Annotated in this window: 18 protein-coding genes and 1 pseudogene; 11 read left to right on the top strand and 8 right to left on the bottom strand. The window is 72.9% G+C overall.

Translation table 11 applies throughout. The annotated features are described in order from the left end of the window. Positions 1-4: 4 nt before the first annotated feature. The gene (locus tag MFF56_RS17565) at positions 5-841 is read right to left on the bottom strand and encodes a DUF6502 family protein (protein WP_066926937.1); all 837 of its coding nucleotides are present in this window, start codon (positions 839-841) and stop codon (positions 5-7) included. 456 nt (positions 842-1,297) lie between these two features. On the opposite strand from MFF56_RS17565, the gene MFF56_RS17560 reads away from it, so the two are divergent. Both MFF56_RS17560 and MFF56_RS17555 read left to right on the top strand, forming a co-directional pair. Continuing rightward, on the top strand, positions 1,298-1,456 hold the full coding sequence (locus tag MFF56_RS17560; RefSeq protein ID WP_156453991.1) for a hypothetical protein: 159 nt from the start codon (positions 1,298-1,300) through the stop codon (positions 1,454-1,456). Positions 1,457-1,694: 238 nt separating this feature from the next. Beyond that, positions 1,695-2,069 carry a phospholipase A2 family protein gene (locus MFF56_RS17555; RefSeq protein ID WP_066926943.1) on the top strand — a complete coding sequence of 125 codons (375 nt, stop codon included), beginning with the start codon at positions 1,695-1,697 and terminating at the stop codon, positions 2,067-2,069. A 74-nt stretch (positions 2,070-2,143) separates the two neighbouring features. Here the strand turns inward: MFF56_RS17555 and grpE are convergent, their stop codons facing one another. The 4 genes from grpE to MFF56_RS17535 form a co-directional block, all read right to left on the bottom strand. Beyond that, entirely contained in the window at positions 2,144-2,788 is a 645-nt protein-coding gene (grpE, locus tag MFF56_RS17550) for a nucleotide exchange factor GrpE (RefSeq protein WP_156453992.1), read from the bottom strand. A gap of 95 nt (positions 2,789-2,883) precedes the next feature. Next, on the bottom strand, positions 2,884-5,679 hold the full coding sequence (locus tag MFF56_RS17545) for a [protein-PII] uridylyltransferase (RefSeq protein ID WP_066926941.1): 2,796 nt from the start codon (positions 5,677-5,679) through the stop codon (positions 2,884-2,886). 162 nt (positions 5,680-5,841) lie between these two features. After that, on the bottom strand, positions 5,842-6,009 hold the full coding sequence (locus MFF56_RS17540; protein WP_238230490.1) for a hypothetical protein: 168 nt from the start codon (positions 6,007-6,009) through the stop codon (positions 5,842-5,844). Between the two features lie 184 nt (positions 6,010-6,193). Further along, positions 6,194-6,475: a hypothetical protein gene (locus tag MFF56_RS17535; RefSeq protein WP_238230487.1), complete on the bottom strand. Its 282-nt coding sequence runs from the start codon at positions 6,473-6,475 to the stop codon at positions 6,194-6,196. A 222-nt stretch (positions 6,476-6,697) separates the two neighbouring features. Between MFF56_RS17535 and puuE the strand changes: the two are divergent. The 3 genes and pseudogenes from puuE to MFF56_RS17520 form a co-directional block, all read left to right on the top strand. Then, positions 6,698-7,822: pseudogene (gene puuE / locus MFF56_RS17530) on the top strand (allantoinase PuuE); the annotation flags it as partial. Positions 7,823-7,903: 81 nt separating this feature from the next. Then, positions 7,904-8,740, top strand: coding sequence for a bifunctional allantoicase/(S)-ureidoglycine aminohydrolase (locus MFF56_RS17525; protein WP_238230485.1), 837 nt, complete (start codon positions 7,904-7,906; stop codon positions 8,738-8,740). Continuing rightward, positions 8,737-9,252, top strand: coding sequence for an ureidoglycolate lyase (locus MFF56_RS17520; protein ID WP_066927171.1), 516 nt, complete (start codon positions 8,737-8,739; stop codon positions 9,250-9,252). Before MFF56_RS17525 ends, MFF56_RS17520 begins: the two co-directional genes overlap by 4 nt. A gap of 5 nt (positions 9,253-9,257) precedes the next feature. Here MFF56_RS17520 and MFF56_RS17515 read toward each other — a convergent pair whose 3' ends face one another. Together MFF56_RS17515 and MFF56_RS17510 are read right to left on the bottom strand one after the other, a co-directional pair. Beyond that, positions 9,258-9,788: a GGDEF domain-containing protein gene (locus tag MFF56_RS17515; RefSeq protein ID WP_238230484.1), complete on the bottom strand. Its 531-nt coding sequence runs from the start codon at positions 9,786-9,788 to the stop codon at positions 9,258-9,260. Between the two features lie 662 nt (positions 9,789-10,450). Continuing rightward, positions 10,451-10,849, bottom strand: a complete 399-nt coding sequence (locus tag MFF56_RS17510) for a winged helix-turn-helix domain-containing protein (protein WP_066927169.1) — start codon at positions 10,847-10,849, stop codon at positions 10,451-10,453. A 102-nt stretch (positions 10,850-10,951) separates the two neighbouring features. Between MFF56_RS17510 and modA the strand changes: the two genes are divergently transcribed. From modA to modC, 3 genes are read left to right on the top strand one after another with little or no spacing between them, the layout of a single operon-like run. Beyond that, positions 10,952-11,749: a molybdate ABC transporter substrate-binding protein gene (gene modA / locus MFF56_RS17505; protein WP_066927167.1), complete on the top strand. Its 798-nt coding sequence runs from the start codon at positions 10,952-10,954 to the stop codon at positions 11,747-11,749. An 8-nt stretch (positions 11,750-11,757) separates the two neighbouring features. Beyond that, entirely contained in the window at positions 11,758-12,450 is a 693-nt protein-coding gene (gene modB, locus MFF56_RS17500) for a molybdate ABC transporter permease subunit (RefSeq protein ID WP_066927175.1), read from the top strand. Continuing rightward, positions 12,447-13,556, top strand: coding sequence for a molybdenum ABC transporter ATP-binding protein (gene modC, locus MFF56_RS17495; protein WP_066927165.1), 1,110 nt, complete (start codon positions 12,447-12,449; stop codon positions 13,554-13,556). Before modB ends, modC begins: the two co-directional genes overlap by 4 nt. Before the next feature lie 15 nt (positions 13,557-13,571). Here the strand turns inward: modC and MFF56_RS17490 are convergent, their stop codons facing one another. After that, complete coding sequence (locus tag MFF56_RS17490) at positions 13,572-14,972, bottom strand: cytochrome P450 (protein ID WP_066927163.1); 1,401 nt, start codon at positions 14,970-14,972, stop codon at positions 13,572-13,574. A gap of 130 nt (positions 14,973-15,102) precedes the next feature. Here MFF56_RS17490 and fumC point away from each other — a divergent pair, with 130 nt between their 5' ends. From fumC to MFF56_RS17475, 3 genes are all read left to right on the top strand, one after another. Continuing rightward, positions 15,103-16,512, top strand: coding sequence for a class II fumarate hydratase (fumC, locus tag MFF56_RS17485; RefSeq protein WP_066927162.1), 1,410 nt, complete (start codon positions 15,103-15,105; stop codon positions 16,510-16,512). A 115-nt stretch (positions 16,513-16,627) separates the two neighbouring features. Continuing rightward, positions 16,628-16,819 (top strand): DUF4169 family protein, encoded by a 192-nt coding sequence (locus MFF56_RS17480; protein ID WP_066927161.1) that lies wholly within the window; start codon positions 16,628-16,630, stop codon positions 16,817-16,819. Beyond that, on the top strand, positions 16,816-17,052 hold the full coding sequence (locus tag MFF56_RS17475; protein WP_280949106.1) for a ribbon-helix-helix domain-containing protein: 237 nt from the start codon (positions 16,816-16,818) through the stop codon (positions 17,050-17,052). The genes MFF56_RS17480 and MFF56_RS17475 overlap by 4 nt, the downstream gene beginning before the upstream one ends. Positions 17,053-17,056 lie beyond the last annotated feature (4 nt).

The raw sequence follows: 17,056 nt of genomic DNA, 5'->3' as shown, positions 1-17,056 counted from the left end.
TCCCCTAAAGGCGTCCGGGAGGCGCGGGCGGGGGCGCCGCCTCGGCGTAGACGTAGAGGCCGAAGTTCCAGCGGTGGTCGCCGCCGGGATCGGTCTGGCAGGCGGCGTGGGCCTCGCGGTTGGCTTGGCTCAGCGCCTCCATGGCGATCTCGCGGGCCCGCGCCTCCAGGCGCCGGGCGAGATCCTCCGAGAGCCCGTCGTAGTGCACCGCCCGCTCGAGGAAGCGCGGGGTCTCACCCACGATGTTGGCCACGCTCGCCGCGATGTGGTCGTGCAGGTTGCGGCCGAAATAGTAGAGCTGCGGCTCGCCCCCGCCCCGCGGCACGTAGGCGGCCTCGGCCAGCACGACGCGGTCGGATTCGTCGAGGCTTGCGAGCCCCCGGTCGAGCCACTCGTCGAGCACGGCGCGCGGGCGGAGATCCCGGGTGATGCCGGAGACCAGCGCCTCGAAGGAGGGCGCCTCACCGGGCCCTGAGCGGGGCAGCGGGAGCGGCCGCCCCTGTCCGTCCGTGAATTTCGGGTCGGCCAGCCAGCGGGCGATGATCCGGCTCGTGCGCGAGACCACGGCCGGCACCGCGCTCACCGGGGCGCCCGCGCCGCGCAGGCGCCGCACCTCCTTGCGGTGGATGCCGGTGAGCAGCGAGACGCGGCTGTCCGTCTGCTCCTTGCCGGGGAGCGCGAAATCGTACTCGGCCACGTTCACGTAGAGTTCGCGCAGCAGGTTCGTCAGCGCCGGGAAGGTGATGCCGCGGGCCACGAACAGGCGCACCAGGGGGCGCAGCAGGCGCGCCACCGGCGCGTGCAGGGCCGTGCCCTCCGGAGTTGCGATCTCGTCCGACATGACGACGACCTTAGCCCGCGGATCGTGGGAGACAATCCCACACGGTGCGTCTGCGCACGCGTAACCCGGGATTCCTCGTTGACGTGGGATTTTTGCACACGTATCGATTTTGTGGTCAGATTTCCCACGCAGCTGGAGCACGGTGATGACCGAAAGGATCCGAATGGTCGCCCCGCCCGCGCTCCCGCCCCTGCGCAACGTCTGTCCCGCGGCCCCTCCGCGGAACGGCGCCCCCGATGCCGCGCGCCTCGCACGCCTCGCGCTGTGCTTGGCCGCCCTCGCACTGCCCGTGCTCGGAAGCGTCGCCGCGGACACGGTCCGACGCGACGCGCCGGGAACGAAGCAGACCGCCGTCCTGCCGATCCCCTCCGGCCGGACGGCGGTTTCACAGGCCTCCCGAGGCGTCCCGGTGCGTCGGGAGGCCGCCCTCGCGCACTTGGACATGGAGTTGCACCGATGACGACGCCGACGACCGTCGCGGGATTGGCCGGGCATCGATCGGCTCGCCCTGCCCTCGACGGCGCCGAGGGCTGCGGCGGCGCCCGGGTCATCGACCTCGCCATCTGCCTGATCCTGGCCGTCACAGTCGTCGGCCTGCTGCTCGCGGCGCTCTGAGGCCGCGCGCCTCCCGGCGGCGTCGCGCAGCCATCGGATCGGCGCGAATCAGTATCGGATGGGCGCACCTCCGCACAGGACCCCGAAAAATTCCATGCCGTAGCATTCATTCCAGATAGCCTGGCGGCTGGCACCAGTCGGTTCGGCGGCTAAGTCTTGTTTCGCGCAATGACACGGTTGCCGAATCGTCCGGCCGATCCATCTCGACGGACGGATGCTGGCCGACCGGAGCCTGTTCTTGCCCGCTTCGAGACTTCTGCCCCGCGCCGTGCTCGCCGGGGGCCTCGCCTGCGCGCTGGCGCCGGCCGCGCGGGCCCAGGATCTGCCGCGGGTCGATCCGGGCCGCGGCAGCGTCCTGATCCACGGCAATTTCTGCGGCCCCGGCAACCGAGGCCCGGGCCATCCGCCGATCGACGCGCTCGACCTCGCCTGCGCGCGGCACGACGCCTGCTCGCCCCCGCTCGCCTCGGGGCGATGGGCCACCTGCGCCTGCCACGACCGCCTCCACGCCGAGGCGGATCTTGTGGCCCGCGATCCCCGCACCTCGCCGCCCGTGCGCGACACCGCCCGGTTCGTCTCCGACTTCGCCCTGGCGCTTCCCTGCGATCCCTGAAAACGCCGGGAGCCCGGCGCCATCGGCACCGGGCTCCCGTCTCGACTGTGCTCGCCTGGATCGTGCCGGGACGATCAGGCGTCGGCGGGATTGGCACCCGCCTTCGGTCCACCCTTCGAGACGCCCACCAGCGCCGGGCGCAGCACCCGCTCGCCGATGACGTAGCCGGACTGCACCACCTGCACCACGGTGCCGTTGGGGACCTCCGCGTTCGGCACCTCGAACATCGCCTGGTGGCGGTTCGGGTCGAAGCGCTGCCCTTGCGGCTCGACCGCCTTCACGCCGTGCCGCTCCAGGGTCTTGCCGAGGTCGCGCTCGGTCAGCTCGATGCCCTCGATCAGCCCCTTCAGGGCGCCCTCCGCGGCGGCGCGGGCGTCGGCCGGCACGCTCTCCAGGGCGCGGCGGATGTTGTCGGCGACGTTGAGGACGTCGCGGGCGAAGTTCGTCACCGCGTAGGTGCGCGCGTCGGCGACCTCGCGCTCGGTGCGGCGGCGCAGGTTCTCCATCTCGGCGAGCGTGCGCAGCGCCCGGTCCTTGAACTCGTCGCGCTCGGCCGTCAGGGCGGCCACGGCCTCTCCCTGCGGGCTCGACTCGGGCTGCTGGGCCGCGTCGGCATGGGCGCCCGCATGCGCTCCGGCCTCGGCCCCGTTGCGGGGCCCGGCGCCGTCCGCGGCCTCGTTCCGGCGCGGGTCGTCCTGCTGCATGTCGTTGCTCGTCATGGCGTTTCAGTCGTGGCGTTTCAGTCGTGGTGATGTGCGGGATCGCCGCTGATATCAGGCCGGCGGCCCCTGAAATCAACCCGCGGCAGCGGCCCTCAGGCTTCCCGCGGCGGCGGCGCGGCGACCAGCGCCTCCAGCCCCTCCGCCTTCAGCGCCGCCACGTCGCCGGCGAAGATCTCCATCACGGCGGCGCGGATCGCGGCCAGGCGGTCGGGCTGGGTGACGCGGGTGCCGATGAGGTCGGTGATGTAGAACACGTCGACCGCGCGCTCGCCGAAGGTCGCGATATGCGCCGAGGTGATGTTGAGCGAGAGCCGGCTGAAGGCGGTCGTCAGCTCGTAGAGCAGGCCCGGCCGGTCGAGGCCGGTGACCTCGACCACGGTCTCGCGGCTCGAGAGCGCGTTGTCGATGGCCATGTCGGGCGGCACCAGGAAGGTCTTGGCCCGGGCGCTCGCCACCGGCGGGTGCTTGTCGGCGACGAGGTCGGCGATGCGGATCTCGCCCTTGAGCGCCCGCTCGATCGCCGCGGTGATGCGCCGGCCCCGCCGCAGCTCGTCCTCGTCCCGCTCGAAGGCGCGCGAGAGGTAGATCGAGTCGAGGGCGAAGCCGTCGGTGGTGGTGAAGATCTGCGCGTCCACGATGTTGCCGCCGGCCGCCGCGCAGGCGCCGGTGATGATGGCCAGGAGCCGCGGGTGGTCGGGCGAGTAGACCGTGATCTCGGTCACGCCGCGGACCGGATCGGTCTCGACGTCGGTGGCGCTGGTCCGGCCCGATTCGACGACGCCCCGGATGAAGTTCGCGTCCTTGAACTGGCGCACGCCCTCGACCTTGAGCCAGTAGGCCTGGTTGTGGCGGGCCGCGTAGGCGTCGAAATCCTCCGCCGACCAGTCCGGCAGCTTCTCGCGCAGCGCGATCTGGATCATCCGCACCCGGTCGGTGCGGGCGATCTCGGAGTGGCCGCCCGAGAGCCGCACCTCGGTCTCGTCGTAGAGGGTGCGCAGCAGCGTGCCCTTCCAGGCCGTCCAGACGCCGGGGCCCACCGCCGCGATGTCGGCGACCGTGAGGATGGTGAGGAGCTTCAGCCGCTCCAGCGTCTGCACCACGCCGGCGAAGCGCTCGATCGTCTTCGGGTCGGAGAGGTCGCGGCTCTGGGCCGTCATGGACATCAGGAGGTGGTGCTCGACGAGCCAGGCCACCGTCTCAGTCTCGGCCTGCGAGAGGCCGAGGCGCGGGCAGAGCTTCTGGGCGATGGCCGCGCCCGCCACCGAGTGGTCCTCGGGCCGGCCCTTGGCGATATCGTGCAGGAGGATCGCGACGTAGAGCGCGGTGCGGTTGTTGATGGTGTGGATCACCCGGGAGACCAGCGGGTGCGCCTCCTGTACCCGGCCCGCCTCGATCGCCGCCAGCACGCCGACCGAGCGCAGCAGGTGCTCGTCCACCGTGAAGTGGTGGTACATGTTGAACTGCATCATCGCCACGATGCGCCCGAAATCGGGCACGAAGCGGCCGAGCACGCCCGCCTCGTTCATCTGGCGCAGCACGGATTCGGGCGCGTTCTTCGAGGTCAGGATCTCGACGAACAGGCGGTTCGCCTCCTCGTCGGCGCGCAGCGTCGGGGTGATGAGGCGCAGCGAGCGGGTGGCGAGGCGCCGCGCGTCCGGGTGGATCGGCAGGTTGTGGCGTTCGGCCAGCCAGAACAGGCGGATCAGGTTGACGGGGTCGCGCTCGAAGGCGTCCTCGGCCCGCAGGTTCACGCGGCCGTGGTCGATCCAGAAATCCTCCGCCTCCATCGCGGTGGCGCGGAAGCGGTCGCGGAACCGGCCGATCCAGCGGTCGAGCACCGGCGTGCGCTTGGCGTGGCGCGCCTCCAGTTCGGCGCAGACGATCGCCGTGAGGTCGCCCACGTCCTTGGCGATCAGGAAGTAGGCCTTCATGAAGCGCTCGACGCCCGACAGCCCCCCGCGCGGGCCGTAGTTGAGGCGCTCGGCGACGCGGGGCTGCAGCCCGAAGGAGAGCCGCTCCTCCGGCCGGCCGGTGATGAAGTGCATGTGGCAGCGCACCCGCCACAGGAACTCCTCGCAGCGCTCGAACAGCCGGTACTCCTCCGGGGTGAACAGGCCCGCGTGGACGAGCTCGGCTTGGTCGCGCACCCGGTAGGTGTACTTGGCGATCCAGAACAGGGTGTTGAGGTCGCGCAAGCCCCCCTTGCCGTCCTTCACGTTCGGCTCGACGAGGTAGCGGGAGGAGCCCGCCTTCGCGATGCGCCCGTCGCGCTCGCGCAGCTTCGCCTCCACGAACTCGGCGGCCGAGCCCACGACGAGATCGGAATCGAAGCGGGTGATCAGCTCCTCGAACAGCACCCGCGATCCGAACAGGAAGCGGGCCTCGAGCAGCGCCGTGCGGATGGTGAAGTCCGCCCGCGCCTCGCGCAGACACTCCTCGACCGAGCGCGTGGCGTGGCCGACCTTCAGCTTGAGGTCCCAGAGCACGTAGAGCATCGCCTCGACGACGCTCTCCGACCACGCGGTCTGCTTGTAGGGCAGCAGGAACAACAGATCGATGTCCGAGCCCGGGGCCATCGTGCCCCGTCCGTAGCCGCCGGTCGCCACGATCGCGAGTTGCTCGCCGGTGGTCGGGTTGTCGTTCGGATAGAGGCGCCAGCAGACGGCGTCGTAGATCGCCCGCACCACCGCGTCGGTGAGCCGCGACAGGGCCTGCGCGCAGGCCATCCCGTCCCGGTCCTTCAGGAGCCGCGCCTCGGCCGCCGCGTGTCCCTCCGCGATCACCGCCTTGAGCTGCGGCACCAGGGCCGCCCGGAGCTTCGTGGGCTCCCGCGCCTCGCGGTCGAGCGTGTCCAGAACCCTGTCGAGTGCGGCGACGGCGTCGAACATGGATACCCGTTACAGCGGCTCGGCCGGACCGCGATCCACCGGACCGAGCGATACGGGCCCGGAGCCGCACGGGCCGGGCCTCGGCCAAGGTCTAGCACGATCCGGCGAGGCTGACAGGGGCGCCGCCCGCTTTCGGGCGCGGCCCGCCCCTCGGGCCGGCACTCAGCCGCGGCTCGGCTGCCCGGCATCGCGGGGCGGGGCCGCCTCTCGGGCGGTCGCTGCGGGCTGCTGCACGGGCGGGAACAGTTTCGCGAGGCCGTTCGCGACGCCGTGCAGCACGGGGTTCTGATTGGGCCTGTCCAGGGGTGGTCGTATCTTGGTCTTCAGCATCGATGCCGTGTTCGCCGCGGACGGCGCCTTTTCGTGCGCGGATGCTGGCACGAGGAGCAATCAGGTTCACGACAATGCGCCCGCATCTGCTTCGTTGCCTGAAGCCGCTCGAATTTTTCGGCGTTGCACAGGTTTGGAAACCGGGGCGTCACGGGCCGAAGACTGCTTTCGGCGGCCTGTGGGCTCAGCCGCGGCGGCGCAGCACCACGCGCACCGGCGGGGTCGGGATCGGGCAGGCCGTCGGCCGCACCGTCAGCACGGCCGAGGCGGGGCAGGCCGCCCGGCAGGCGAGTGCGGCGTCGATCTGGTCGCGCCCGCAACCTTCGGCGAAGCAGAACCGGCCGAGATCCTCGCAGGTCGCCAGGAAGCGTCCGGCGGCGACCGGCCGGTCCCGCATGTCGGCGGCCCCGGCCGCGGACGGGCCGAGGACGAGGAGCGCGAGGACGATGACGCTGGAGCGTGCCACGCTGCCCCCGGGGATGCCTGCCGAACCACCGCCCTCCCATAGCATCGGCCGCGCCCGCCCGCCGTGCCATTCGGGCGACAACCGGCGCCGTTCGGGGCCGGGGGCGACGGCGCGCCGGGCGCGAAGCATTGGCCGCGCGACGACGCCGGGGCTATACCGCGGGCAAGGGCGTGTCCGGCGCGGGGCGACGCCGGGGCCGACGCCGACCGGGAACCTCAAGTCATGCGTTACGTGCGGGACATGCGCGGCTACGGGGCGAACCCGCCCGATCCGGACTGGCCGGGCGGCGCGCGCGTGGCCATGCAGGTGGTGCTCAACTACGAGGAGGGCGGCGAGAACGCGATCCTGCACGGGGACGCGGCCTCCGAGGCCTTCCTCTCCGAGATCGTGTCGGCCGTGCCATGGCCGGGCCTGCGCCACTGGAACATGGAATCCCTCTACGAGTACGGCGCGCGGGCCGGGTTCTGGCGCCTGCACCGGCTGCTGACCGGACTGGAGATCCCCGTCACGGTCTACGGCGTCGCCACGGCACTGGCGCGCTCGCCCGAGCAGGTCGCGGCGATGCAGGCGGCCGACTGGGAGATCGCCTCGCACGGCCTGCGCTGGATCGACTACCGGGCTCACACGCCGGAGGACGAGCGCCGGGACCTAGAGGCGGCGATCCGCCTGCACACGGAGGTGACGGGCGCCCGCCCGACCGGCTGGTACACCGGCCGCTCGTCGGCCGACACGGTGCGGCTCGTCGCCGAGGAGGGCGGCTTCGCCTACGTCTCCGACACCTACGCCGACGACCTGCCCTACTGGCTCGACCACGACGGCCACGGGCGCCCGATCCGCCCGCAGCTGATCGTGCCCTACACCCTCGACGCCAACGACATGCGCTTCTCGACGCCGGCGGGCTTTGCCAACGGCGACCAGTTCTTCTCCTACCTGAAGGACACGTTCGACGCGCTCTACGCCGAGGGCGAGGCCGGCCGGCCGGGCATGATGAATCTCGGCCTGCACTGCCGCCTCGTCGGGCGCCCGGGCCGCGCGCTGGCGCTCCGGCGCTTCCTCGACTACGTGCGCGGCCACGACCGGGTCTGGTTCGCCAAGCGCATCGACATCGCGCGGCACTGGCAGGCGCGCCACCCCTACGCGGAACAGGCCGTCCGGCCGTCGCGGATGGACCGGGAGGCGTTCGTCGCCCGCTTCCGCGACGTGTTCGACGGCGGCGCCTGGGTGGCCGAGCGCGCCCACGCGCTGGAGCTCGGCAGCGCGCACGACACGGCGCTCGGCCTGCACAACGCGCTCTGCCGCGCCTTCCGCGCCGGCTCCGGGGCGGAGCGGGCCGCGCTCCTGCCCGCCGGCCGCACCCCGCAGGAGGCCGAGGCGCACGCCTTGCAGCGGCTCCGCGACATCCTGCCGGCCTGAGAGAGGATCCTTCCGATGACCGCCTCGCCCTACAACCCGCCCTGCGGCGGCCTCCCTCCCCAGACCGCCCTGATGACCGGCCGGGCCGTGTTCACCGAGGCCTACGCCGTCATCCCGCGGGGCGTGATGAGCGACATCGTCACCTCGGTCCTGCCCTTCTGGGAGGGCACCCGCGCCTGGATGCTGTCGCGCCCGCTCTCCGGCTTCTCGGAGACCTTCGCGCAGTCCCTCATGGAGGTCGCGCCCGGCGGCGGCAGCCGGCAGCCGGAGCCCGATCCGGAGGCCGAGGGCGTGCTCTTCGTCGTCGAGGGGCGCCCGAGCCTGACCCTCGACGGCCACGAGCACGGCCTGCGCCCCGGCAGCTACGTCTACCTCGCGCCCGGCGCCGCGTGGTCCCTGCGCAACGCGGAGGGCACCGCCCGCTTCCACTGGATCCGCAAGGCCTACGAGCGGGTGCCGGGGATCGAGGCGCCCGAGAGCTTCGTCACCCACGAGAGCCGCGAGGATCCGGTCGCCATGCCGGGCACGGACGGCGCCTGGGCCACCACCCGCTTCGTCGCCTCCGACGACGTGCGCCACGACATGCACGTCAACATCGTCGCCATGCGCCCCGGCGCCTCGATCCCATTCGAGGAGACGCACGTGATGGAGCACGGCCTGTTCGTTCTGGAGGGCAAGGCGGTCTACCGGCTCAACCGCGACTGGGTGGAGGTCGAGGCCGGCGACTTCATGTGGCTGCGCGCCTTCTGCCCGCAGGCCTGCTACGCGGGCGGGCCCGGCCCCTTCCGATACCTGCTCTACAAGGACGTGAACCGCCACGCCGCCCTCCGGCCCCGCGGGCTCGGCCGGTGAGCGACAGGATCCTCGTCGCGCAGGCCCTCAGCGCGGAAGCCTTCGCGCCCTTCGGCGCGGTGATCGACAAGTCCAGGGTTGCCCCGCGCCCGATGAACGCCGGCCGGGCGCGCCGCTTCCACGACCTCGCCACGGTGCCGGTGGTGGGCGCGGAGAGCACCGTGGTGATCGGCCATGTCGAGGCCGAGCCCTACCCGGTGCCCCTGGTGTTCAGCCTCGTCGAGCGCCACCCGCTGGGCGCCCAGGCCTTCGTGCCGCTCGACGCGTCGCCGTTCCTCGTCGTGGTCTGTCCCGACGAGGGGGGAAGGCCGGGCCGGCCCCAGGCCTTCCTCACCGCGCCGGGCCAGGGCGTCTGCTACGCCGTGGGCACGTGGCACGGCGTGCTCACGCCCTTCGGTGCGCCCCAGGACTTCCTGGTGATCGACCGCGGGGGCCCGGGCGTGAATCTCGAGGAACACGTCTACGCGGAGCCCTGGACCGTGACGCTGCCGGAGGGGCCTGAGGGCGCCTGACGCCTTCAGGCCGCCGCAGCGACCTCGACGCGGTTCCGGCCGGCCGCCTTCGCCCGGTAGAGGGCACGGTCGGCGGCCGAGAGCAGGGCCGGCAGATCGCCGCGCTCGGGCCCCGCCTCCGCCAGGCCGACGCTGACGGTCGCCCGGATGCCGGGCCCGTCGCGGTGCGCGGCGGCCTCCGCGAAGCGCCGCGCGATCTCCTCGCCGACCTGCCGCGCCGCGGGGGCGCCCCGACCCGGCAGGAGGGCGGCGAACTCCTCGCCGCCCAGGCGGACCACCAGAGCCTCCGGCCCCGCCGCGTCCCGGGCGACGCGGGCGAACAGGGCGAGCACCGCGTCGCCCGCGGCGTGCCCGTGACGGTCGTTGATGCTCTTGAAGTGGTCGAGATCGAAGGCGAGGAGCGCGGCCGGACGCTCCGCCGCCCGCTCCGCGAGCATCCGTGCGCCCTGCTCGAAGAATCCCTGACGGTTGGCGAGGCCGGTGAGGAAATCGGTCCGGGACGCCGCCAGGAGCTGTGCCTGCGCCTCCTCGCGCACCAGCACATCGTGACCTTGGCAAGGACCGGCAGCAGGCTCGGCCCGTAGCGCTCGACGAGAACGGGCGCGACCAGCCCGCGCAGGACGTAGAACACCCCGTGTCCGGCCGAGACCGCCACCGCGACCGGCCGCGAGCGCAGGCCCCGGACCGTGCGGCTGCGCAGGAGGGCCCAGGCGGTCAGCCCGCAGGCCAGGGCGATCGGCAGCGCGGAGACGTGGTTCCAGAACGCCGCCTCGAAATGCACGCCCGCGACCGCCCAGGCCAGGGCCAGGACGACCAGTGCCGCGGCCGAGCCCCGGAAGCGCGCCGGGCCGTCGAGGCTGACCACGCCGTGCCGCACCATCAGGTAGCCCAGCACCATCAGGAGGTTGGTCAGCGCTCCCCCGCCCGCACCGGGAAACCGGTGGCGGTTCATCGCGACGACGCAGCCCAGCGCGAAGACCGCGCAGGCCCCCGCCCAGACCCCGAGCTCGCGCGACCGCCGCGGATGGGCCTGCCGCTCCCACAGCGTCAGCGCCGCGGAGACGAGCAGCGTCCCGATGGTCAGATACCAGAGCGTCGCAAGGTCTATCTGCATGGCGGCGGCTCCCGACCCACGGGTCGGGCTTACAACTCCGGGACGAAGAGTTCCCTTATGACACGCGGCATCCCGCACACAGGGTTAAGGCTTTCCTGCCGGACCCGAACGCCGCGGTCGCGGCGGCCGCGGCTCCTCGGCCCCCGAGGGTCCCGCGGGCGGTGCGAGCCGGGCGAGGACGGGGCCGGCGGCCCGCTCGGCCGCGCGCTCGATCGCCCGGTAATCCGCCACGAGCGCGGCGCCGAGGGCCGAGAGCCGCGCCCCGCCGCCGGCCCGGCCGCCGGCCTGCGTCTCCACCACGGGCCGGCCGAACCCTGCGTTCAGTGCCTCGATCAGGGTCCAGGCGCGCCGGTACGACATGCCGAGCGCCCGGCCCGCGGCCGAGATGGAGCCGTGCTCGGCCACGGCCTCGAGGAGGCGCACCTTGCCGGGACCGACCCGGTGGTCGGGCCCGAGATCGATCCGGATGCTCAGACGGGCCATCGTGCCTCCGCGGTGCCCCTGGCCGAGGCTATGCTCGACGGTATATAGCGCAGGACGGCGGCCCGGCTGGACGCCGCTCCGGGATCTCGAGGACGGATCCGCATGCGTACGACAACCCGCGCCCGCTTCCTGGCCGGCCTCGTGTCCGGCACGCTCCTGGCAGCCATGCCGGCGCAGGCGGCCGAGCCCCCGACCGTCTTCGCCGCCGCGAGCCTGAAGAACGCGCTCGACGACATCGCGGGCTCCTACGCGCGGGAGGGCAAGCCGGCCCCGCGGATCTCCTACGCCGCCTCGAACACGCTCGCGAAGCAGATCGAGCAGGGCGCGCCCGCGGACCTGTTCTTCTCGGCCGACCTCGACTGGATGGACCATCTCGCCAAGCAGAACCTCATCCGGCCCGACAGCCGGGTCTCGCTGCTGACCAACAGCATCGTGCTGATCGCCCCGAAGGCCTCGCGGGCCGAGGTGCGGATGGGCCCCGGCCTCGATCTCGCGGGCGCGCTCGGACAGGGGCGCCTCGCCATGGGCAACGTCGCGGCAGTGCCGGCCGGCAAGTACGGCAAGGCGGCCCTGGAGAAGCTCGGCGCCTGGGCCGGGGTGAAGGACCGGGTGGCGCAAGGAGAGAGCGTGCGCGCCGCCCTGCTCCTCGTCTCGCGGGGCGAGGCCCCGCTCGGCATCGTCTACGCCACCGACGCGGCGGCGGACGCCAACGTCAGGATCGTCGCGACCTTTCCGGCCGACAGCCACCCGCCGATCGTCTACCCCGTCGCGCTGACGCGGGATTCGGCCAATCCCGACGCCGCGGGCCTCCTCGCCTACCTGCGCGGGCCCACCGCCAAGGCCGCCTTCGAGCGCCAGGGCTTCACGGTGCTGAACCGCTCCGCCACCGCCCGGCCGTGACCGATGCCGTGACGAACTGGCTGACACCAGAGGAGTGGCAGGCGCTGCGCCTCAGCCTGCTGGTGGCCGGCACCGGCACGCTGGCGAGCCTGCCGCTCGGGCTCGGCGTGGCCTACCTGCTCGCCCGAGGGCGGTTCTGGGGCAAGACGCTCCTCGACATGGCGGTCCACCTGCCCCTCGTCCTGCCGCCGGTCGTGACCGGCTACCTGCTGCTCCTCGCCTTCGGGCGGCGCGGACCCGTGGGCAGCGTGCTCGCCGAGTTCGGCATCGTCCTCGCGTTCCGCTGGACGGGGGCGGCGCTGGCCTGCGCGGTGATGGGCTTTCCCTTGCTGGTGCGCGCCATCCGCCTGTCGATCGAGGCGGTCGATTCCAAGCTGGAGCAGGCCGCGGCCACTCTCGGGGCCAGCCCGCCGCAGGTCTTCGCCCAGGTCACCCTGCCGCTGATCCTGCCCGGGATCCTCGCGGGGCTCGTGCTCTGCTTCGCCAAGGCGATGGGTGAATTCGGCGCCACCATCACCTTCGTGTCGAACATTCCCGGCGAGACCCAGACCCTGCCCTCGGCGATCTACGCCCTCACCCAGGTGCCGGGCGGCGAGGCCGGGGCGATGCGCCTGGCCCTCATCTCGATCGTCGTCTCGATGAGCGCCCTCCTCCTCTCCGAGATCCTCGCCCGCGGCGTCGCCCGCCGGCTCGCCGCGTGAGCGGCCTCGCGGTCACGGTCGCGCACCGCCAGGGCGCCTTCCGGCTCGACGCGAACTTCGAGGCCGAGGGCGGGGTCACGGCCCTGTTCGGGCGCTCGGGCTCGGGCAAGACCACGCTGGTCGACATCGTCGCGGGCCTCGTGCGCCCCGAGCGGGGCCGCGTCGTCCTCGACGGCGCGGTGCTGGTGGACACGGACGCGCGGCGCTTCGTGCCGCCGCACCGCCGCCGCATCGGCTACGTCTTCCAGGAGAGCCGGCTGTTCCCGCATCTCGACGTCTCCGCCAACCTGCTGTTCGGCCGCCGTCTCGCGCGCGCGGCCGACGGGATCGGCTTCGCGGAGGTGGTCGATCTGCTGGGCATCGGCCACCTTCTCGCGCGCCGCCCGGCCGGGCTCTCCGGCGGCGAGCGGCAGCGGGTGGCGATCGGCCGTGCGCTGCTGGCGCGGCCCCGCCTCCTCCTGATGGACGAGCCTCTGGCGGCGCTGGACGAGGCCCGCAAGGCCGAGATCCTGCCCTTCCTCGAGCGGCTGCGCGATCTCGGCCGCGTGCCGATCCTCTACGTCTCCCACGCCCTGCCGGAGATCGTGCGGCTCGCCGACCGGGTGGTGGTCCTGGAGGCGGGACGCGTCGTCGCCAGCGGGCCCGTGGACACGCTCAGCGCGCGCCTCGACGTCGCGCCGCTGCGCGCCGCCCGCGAGGCCGGGGCGGTGCTCGCCGGCCGGGTGGAGGCGCACGATCCGGCCTTCGCGCTGACGCGGCTCGCCACGGCGGCCGGCCCGCTCCACGTGCCGCTCCTCGACCGGGCCGTGGGCGCCCCCTTGCGCATCCTCGTCTCGGCCCGCGACGTGACCCTCAGCCTCGCCCGACCCGAGGGCACGAGCGCGCTCAACGTGCTGGCCGGCACGGTCGCGGAGATCGGCGCGGCCGCGCCCGGCGACCCCGGCACCGAGGTTCGCCTGGATTGCGGCGGCGCGGCCCTGGTGGTGCGGCTGACCCGCCGCTCGCTCGCCGAGATGGGCCTCAGGCCCGGACTGCCGGTCTTCGCGGCGGTGAAGAGCGTCGCCCTGGTCGAGGGCCCGCCCCACGGTGCGGCGGCCGCGCCCTGAGGCCCGGCCGGGTCCTCAGCGCCGGACGGCCGCCATGCGCAGGCCCTCGCCCGGCCGCACGGTCACGCGCTGCACCGGCGTGACCGGCGGATGGTCGGCGGGCAGGGCCAGGCGCACCGCCCGCACCATGTGGGCCAGCACGATCACCGCCTCCTGCAGGGAGAAGCTCTGGCCGATGCAGACGCGCGGCCCCGCCCCGAAGGGCAGGTAGGCGAAGCGCGGGATCGCCGCGCGGGCCTCTCCCAGGAAGCGCTCCGGCACGAAGGCGTCGGGGTCCTCCCACAGCGCCCGGTGGCGGTGGAGCACGTAAGGAGAGACCATCACCAGCGAGCCGCGCGGTATCTTCACGCGGCCGAGCCGGTCCTCCTTCAGCGCCTGCCGGCTGATGATGGCGGCGGGCGGGAACAGGCGCAGCGCCTCCTCGATCACCGCCTTGGCGAAGGGCAGGCGCTCGGCGGCGAAGTTGCCCTCCGGGTCGGCGGCGGCATCCACCTCCTCTTCGAGGCGCGCGAGCGAAGCCCCGTCCTGCGACAGGCAGTAGAGCGCCCAGGTCAGCGCGTTGGCGGTGGTCTCGTGGCCGGCGGCGATGAAGGTGACGATGTTGGCCTTCACCGTGAGGTCGTCGAGGCCCTGCCCCGTCTCCGGATCCTGCGCGGCGAGCAGCAGGGTGAGGAGGTCTTCCGGCGCCTCGCCCCGCGCCATGACGGCGCGACGGTGCTCGATCAGCCCGTCCACCACCTCGGCGAAGTAGCGTAGCGCCGGCCGCGCCCGCAGGCGCCCGATCCGCGGCACGAAGGCGGGCACGCCGAACACGTCGAGCGGGTCGATCGGCCCGACCGATTCGAGGAAGCGCGTGATGGCGCGGGCCAGCGCGTCCGGATCGTTCTGCGGCCCGTGGGTGAAGATCGTCCGCTCCAGCACGTCGAGGGTGACGCGGGCCATCTCCTGCGCGACGTCGACTTGGCTGCCGACGCGCCGCACGAGGCGCCGGGCCAGCCGCGCGCCGGCCGCGTTCATCGCCGCCTCGAAGCCCCGCACCGTGCGGGCGGAGAAGAGCGGGGCGAGCGTGCGCCGCTGCAGCCGCCAATCGTCGCCCTCCGCCGTCAGCAGGCCCTCGCCGAGGCCCGGCGCCAGCACGCGCCGCTGCAGGTCGTCCTTGCGGTAGGCGCCCGCGTTCTCGACCAGGACGTGGCGGATCAGGCCCGGCTCGCTCACCACGGTGACGCGCCCGAGCACGCCGTCCCCCGCCAACAGCGGCAGGGTGAAGTGCTCCTCCATCCAGGTGGTGAGCGGGTTGGCCCGCGCGGCCCGCAGGAAGTCGATGAGCCCCATCGGCGTGCGCCGCGGGCGGGGCACGGCGGGGCGGAAGCGGGTCCTCGGCGCCGTCTCCGGCGCGGTCTCGGCGATCGTCGGCATGGTGTCCCGTGAGGTTCCGGGGGCGCGGCGACAGCCCGCGCGGATTGTCAGGACGGCCGCGCGGCAGGTTCGCGTTTCGGCCCGGCCTTCGCTAAGTAGGTCCCGCACTGCACCAGACGTAGAGGCCACGATGTCGCCCACCGAGACCGCCACCCGCACGGAATCCGACACGTTCGGGCCGATCGAGGTTCCGGCCCACCGGTACTGGGGCGCGCAGACGCAGCGCTCGATCCAGAACTTCAAGATCGGCACCGAGCACATGCCCGCGCCGCTCGTCCACGCGCTGGGCATCGTCAAGCAGGCCGCCGCCCTGGTGAACAAGGATCTGGGCGCCCTCGACCCGAAGATCGCCGACGCGATCGCCCAATCCGCCGCCGAGGTGGTGGCCGGCCAGCACGACGACGAGTTCCCGCTGGTCGTCTGGCAGACGGGCTCGGGCACGCAGTCCAACATGAACGCCAACGAGGTGATCGCGAGCCTCGCCAACGAGCGGCTCGGCGGCCAGCGCGGCGGCAAGTCGCCGGTCCACCCGAACGACCATTGCAACCGCGGCCAGTCCTCGAACGACACCTTCCCGACCGCGATGCACATCGCGGTGGCCCGCGAGATCCAGGAGCGGCTGCTGCCCGCCCTCTCGCACCTGCACGGCGCGCTGGACGCCAAGGCGAAGGCTTTCGAGAGCATCGTCAAGATCGGCCGCACCCACCTGCAGGACGCGACCCCCGTCTCGCTCGGACAGGAATTCTCCGGCTACGTCGCCCAGGTCGCGCTCGGCGGCTCGCGCGTCGCGGCGACCCTTCCGGGCGTTCTGGCGCTGGCGCAGGGCGGCACCGCCGTCGGCACCGGCCTCAACGCGCATCCCGAATTCGCGGAAAAATTCGCCGCCAAGGTCGCGGAGCTCACGGGGCTCCCCTTCACCTCCGCCGAGAACAAGTTCGAGGCGCTGGCCACCCACGACGCGCTGGTGTTCACGCAAGGGGCGCTCTCGGCGCTCGCCGCCGGCCTGTTCAAGATCGCCCAGGACATCCGCTTCCTGGGCTCGGGCCCGCGCTCGGGGCTGGGCGAGTTGTCGCTGCCTGAGAACGAGCCCGGCTCCTCGATCATGCCCGGCAAGGTCAACCCGACCCAGTGCGAGGCGCTGACGATGGTCTGCGCCCAGGTGATCGGCAACGGCACCACCGTTTCGTTCGCGGGCTCTCAGGGCAATTTCGAGCTCAACGTGTTCAAGCCGGTGATCGCCAACGCGGTGCTGCAATCGGTGCGGCTGCTCGCGGACGCCGCGGTGAGCTTCGCCGACAACTGTGTCGTCGGCATCAAGGCCAACGAGGACAAGATCAGTGACCTGATGAGCCGCTCGCTGATGCTGGTGACCGCGCTCGCGCCCTCGATCGGCTACGACAAGGCCGCCGAGATCGCCAAGACCGCGCACAAGAACGGCACCACCCTGAAGGAGGAGGCGCTGCGCCTCGGCTACGTCACGGACGAGGAGTTCGAGCGCGTGGTGCGGCCCGAGACCATGCTGGCCCCCAGCGCCGAGTGATGGGCGCCGAGTAGTCCATACCGAGTGACAGGCACCGCATGATCGGCGCCCATTGACGATTCGACCGGCGCGGGGACGCTTCCCGCGCCGGCCCGATACCCCGGAGGCGGACGCGATGGCCGAGATCATCAACCTGCGTCAGGTCCGCAAGGCGCGGGAGAAGGCGGAGAAGGACGCCCGGGCCGCCGAGAACCGCGTGACCTTCGGCCGCCCGAAGAAGCAGAAGACCCTTCAGGAGAAGCGCAAGTCCCTGGAGGAGAGCCGCCACGAAGGGCATCGCCTGGAGCGGGACGACCCGCCGACGTGAGCGGCGTCCGCAAGCGCTCGGTGATGATCGCCGGCCACCCGACCAGCGTCTCCCTGGAGGAGCCGTTCTGGGAGGCGCTGCGCGAGATCGCGGGCGCCCGCGGGCAGTCGGTGCAGGCGCTGATCGGCGCGATCGACGCGGGCCGCGGGGCGCAGAACCTGTCCTCGGCGATCCGGGTGTACGTGCTGGCGGCCGTGCGGGCGCCGGGTGGTGCGGAGGTGGGGTCCGGCTGATCAC

Source organism: Methylobacterium hispanicum (assembly GCF_022179285.1).
GTDB lineage: Bacteria > Pseudomonadota > Alphaproteobacteria > Rhizobiales > Beijerinckiaceae > Methylobacterium > Methylobacterium hispanicum.
This window is presented reverse-complemented; position numbering and strand designations above follow the sequence as displayed.

Excerpts from the sequence above, each read along its gene's own strand:
- MFF56_RS17565 (WP_066926937.1), bottom strand. The coding sequence starts at position 841 with ATGTCGGACGAGATCGCAACTCCGGAGGGCACGGCCCTGCACGCGCCG.
- modA (WP_066927167.1), top strand. The coding sequence starts at position 10,952 with ATGCGTACGACAACCCGCGCCCGCTTCCTGGCCGGCCTCGTGTCCGGC.
- MFF56_RS17510 (WP_066927169.1), bottom strand. The coding sequence starts at position 10,849 with ATGGCCCGTCTGAGCATCCGGATCGATCTCGGGCCCGACCACCGGGTC.
- MFF56_RS17545 (WP_066926941.1), bottom strand. The coding sequence starts at position 5,679 with ATGTTCGACGCCGTCGCCGCACTCGACAGGGTTCTGGACACGCTCGAC.
- grpE (WP_156453992.1), bottom strand. The coding sequence starts at position 2,788 with ATGACGAGCAACGACATGCAGCAGGACGACCCGCGCCGGAACGAGGCC.
- MFF56_RS17560 (WP_156453991.1), top strand. The coding sequence starts at position 1,298 with ATGACGACGCCGACGACCGTCGCGGGATTGGCCGGGCATCGATCGGCT.
- fumC (WP_066927162.1), top strand. The coding sequence starts at position 15,103 with ATGTCGCCCACCGAGACCGCCACCCGCACGGAATCCGACACGTTCGGG.
- MFF56_RS17480 (WP_066927161.1), top strand. The coding sequence starts at position 16,628 with ATGGCCGAGATCATCAACCTGCGTCAGGTCCGCAAGGCGCGGGAGAAG.
- MFF56_RS17490 (WP_066927163.1), bottom strand. The coding sequence starts at position 14,972 with ATGCCGACGATCGCCGAGACCGCGCCGGAGACGGCGCCGAGGACCCGC.
- MFF56_RS17540 (WP_238230490.1), bottom strand. The coding sequence starts at position 6,009 with ATGCTGAAGACCAAGATACGACCACCCCTGGACAGGCCCAATCAGAAC.
- MFF56_RS17525 (WP_238230485.1), top strand. The coding sequence starts at position 7,904 with ATGACCGCCTCGCCCTACAACCCGCCCTGCGGCGGCCTCCCTCCCCAG.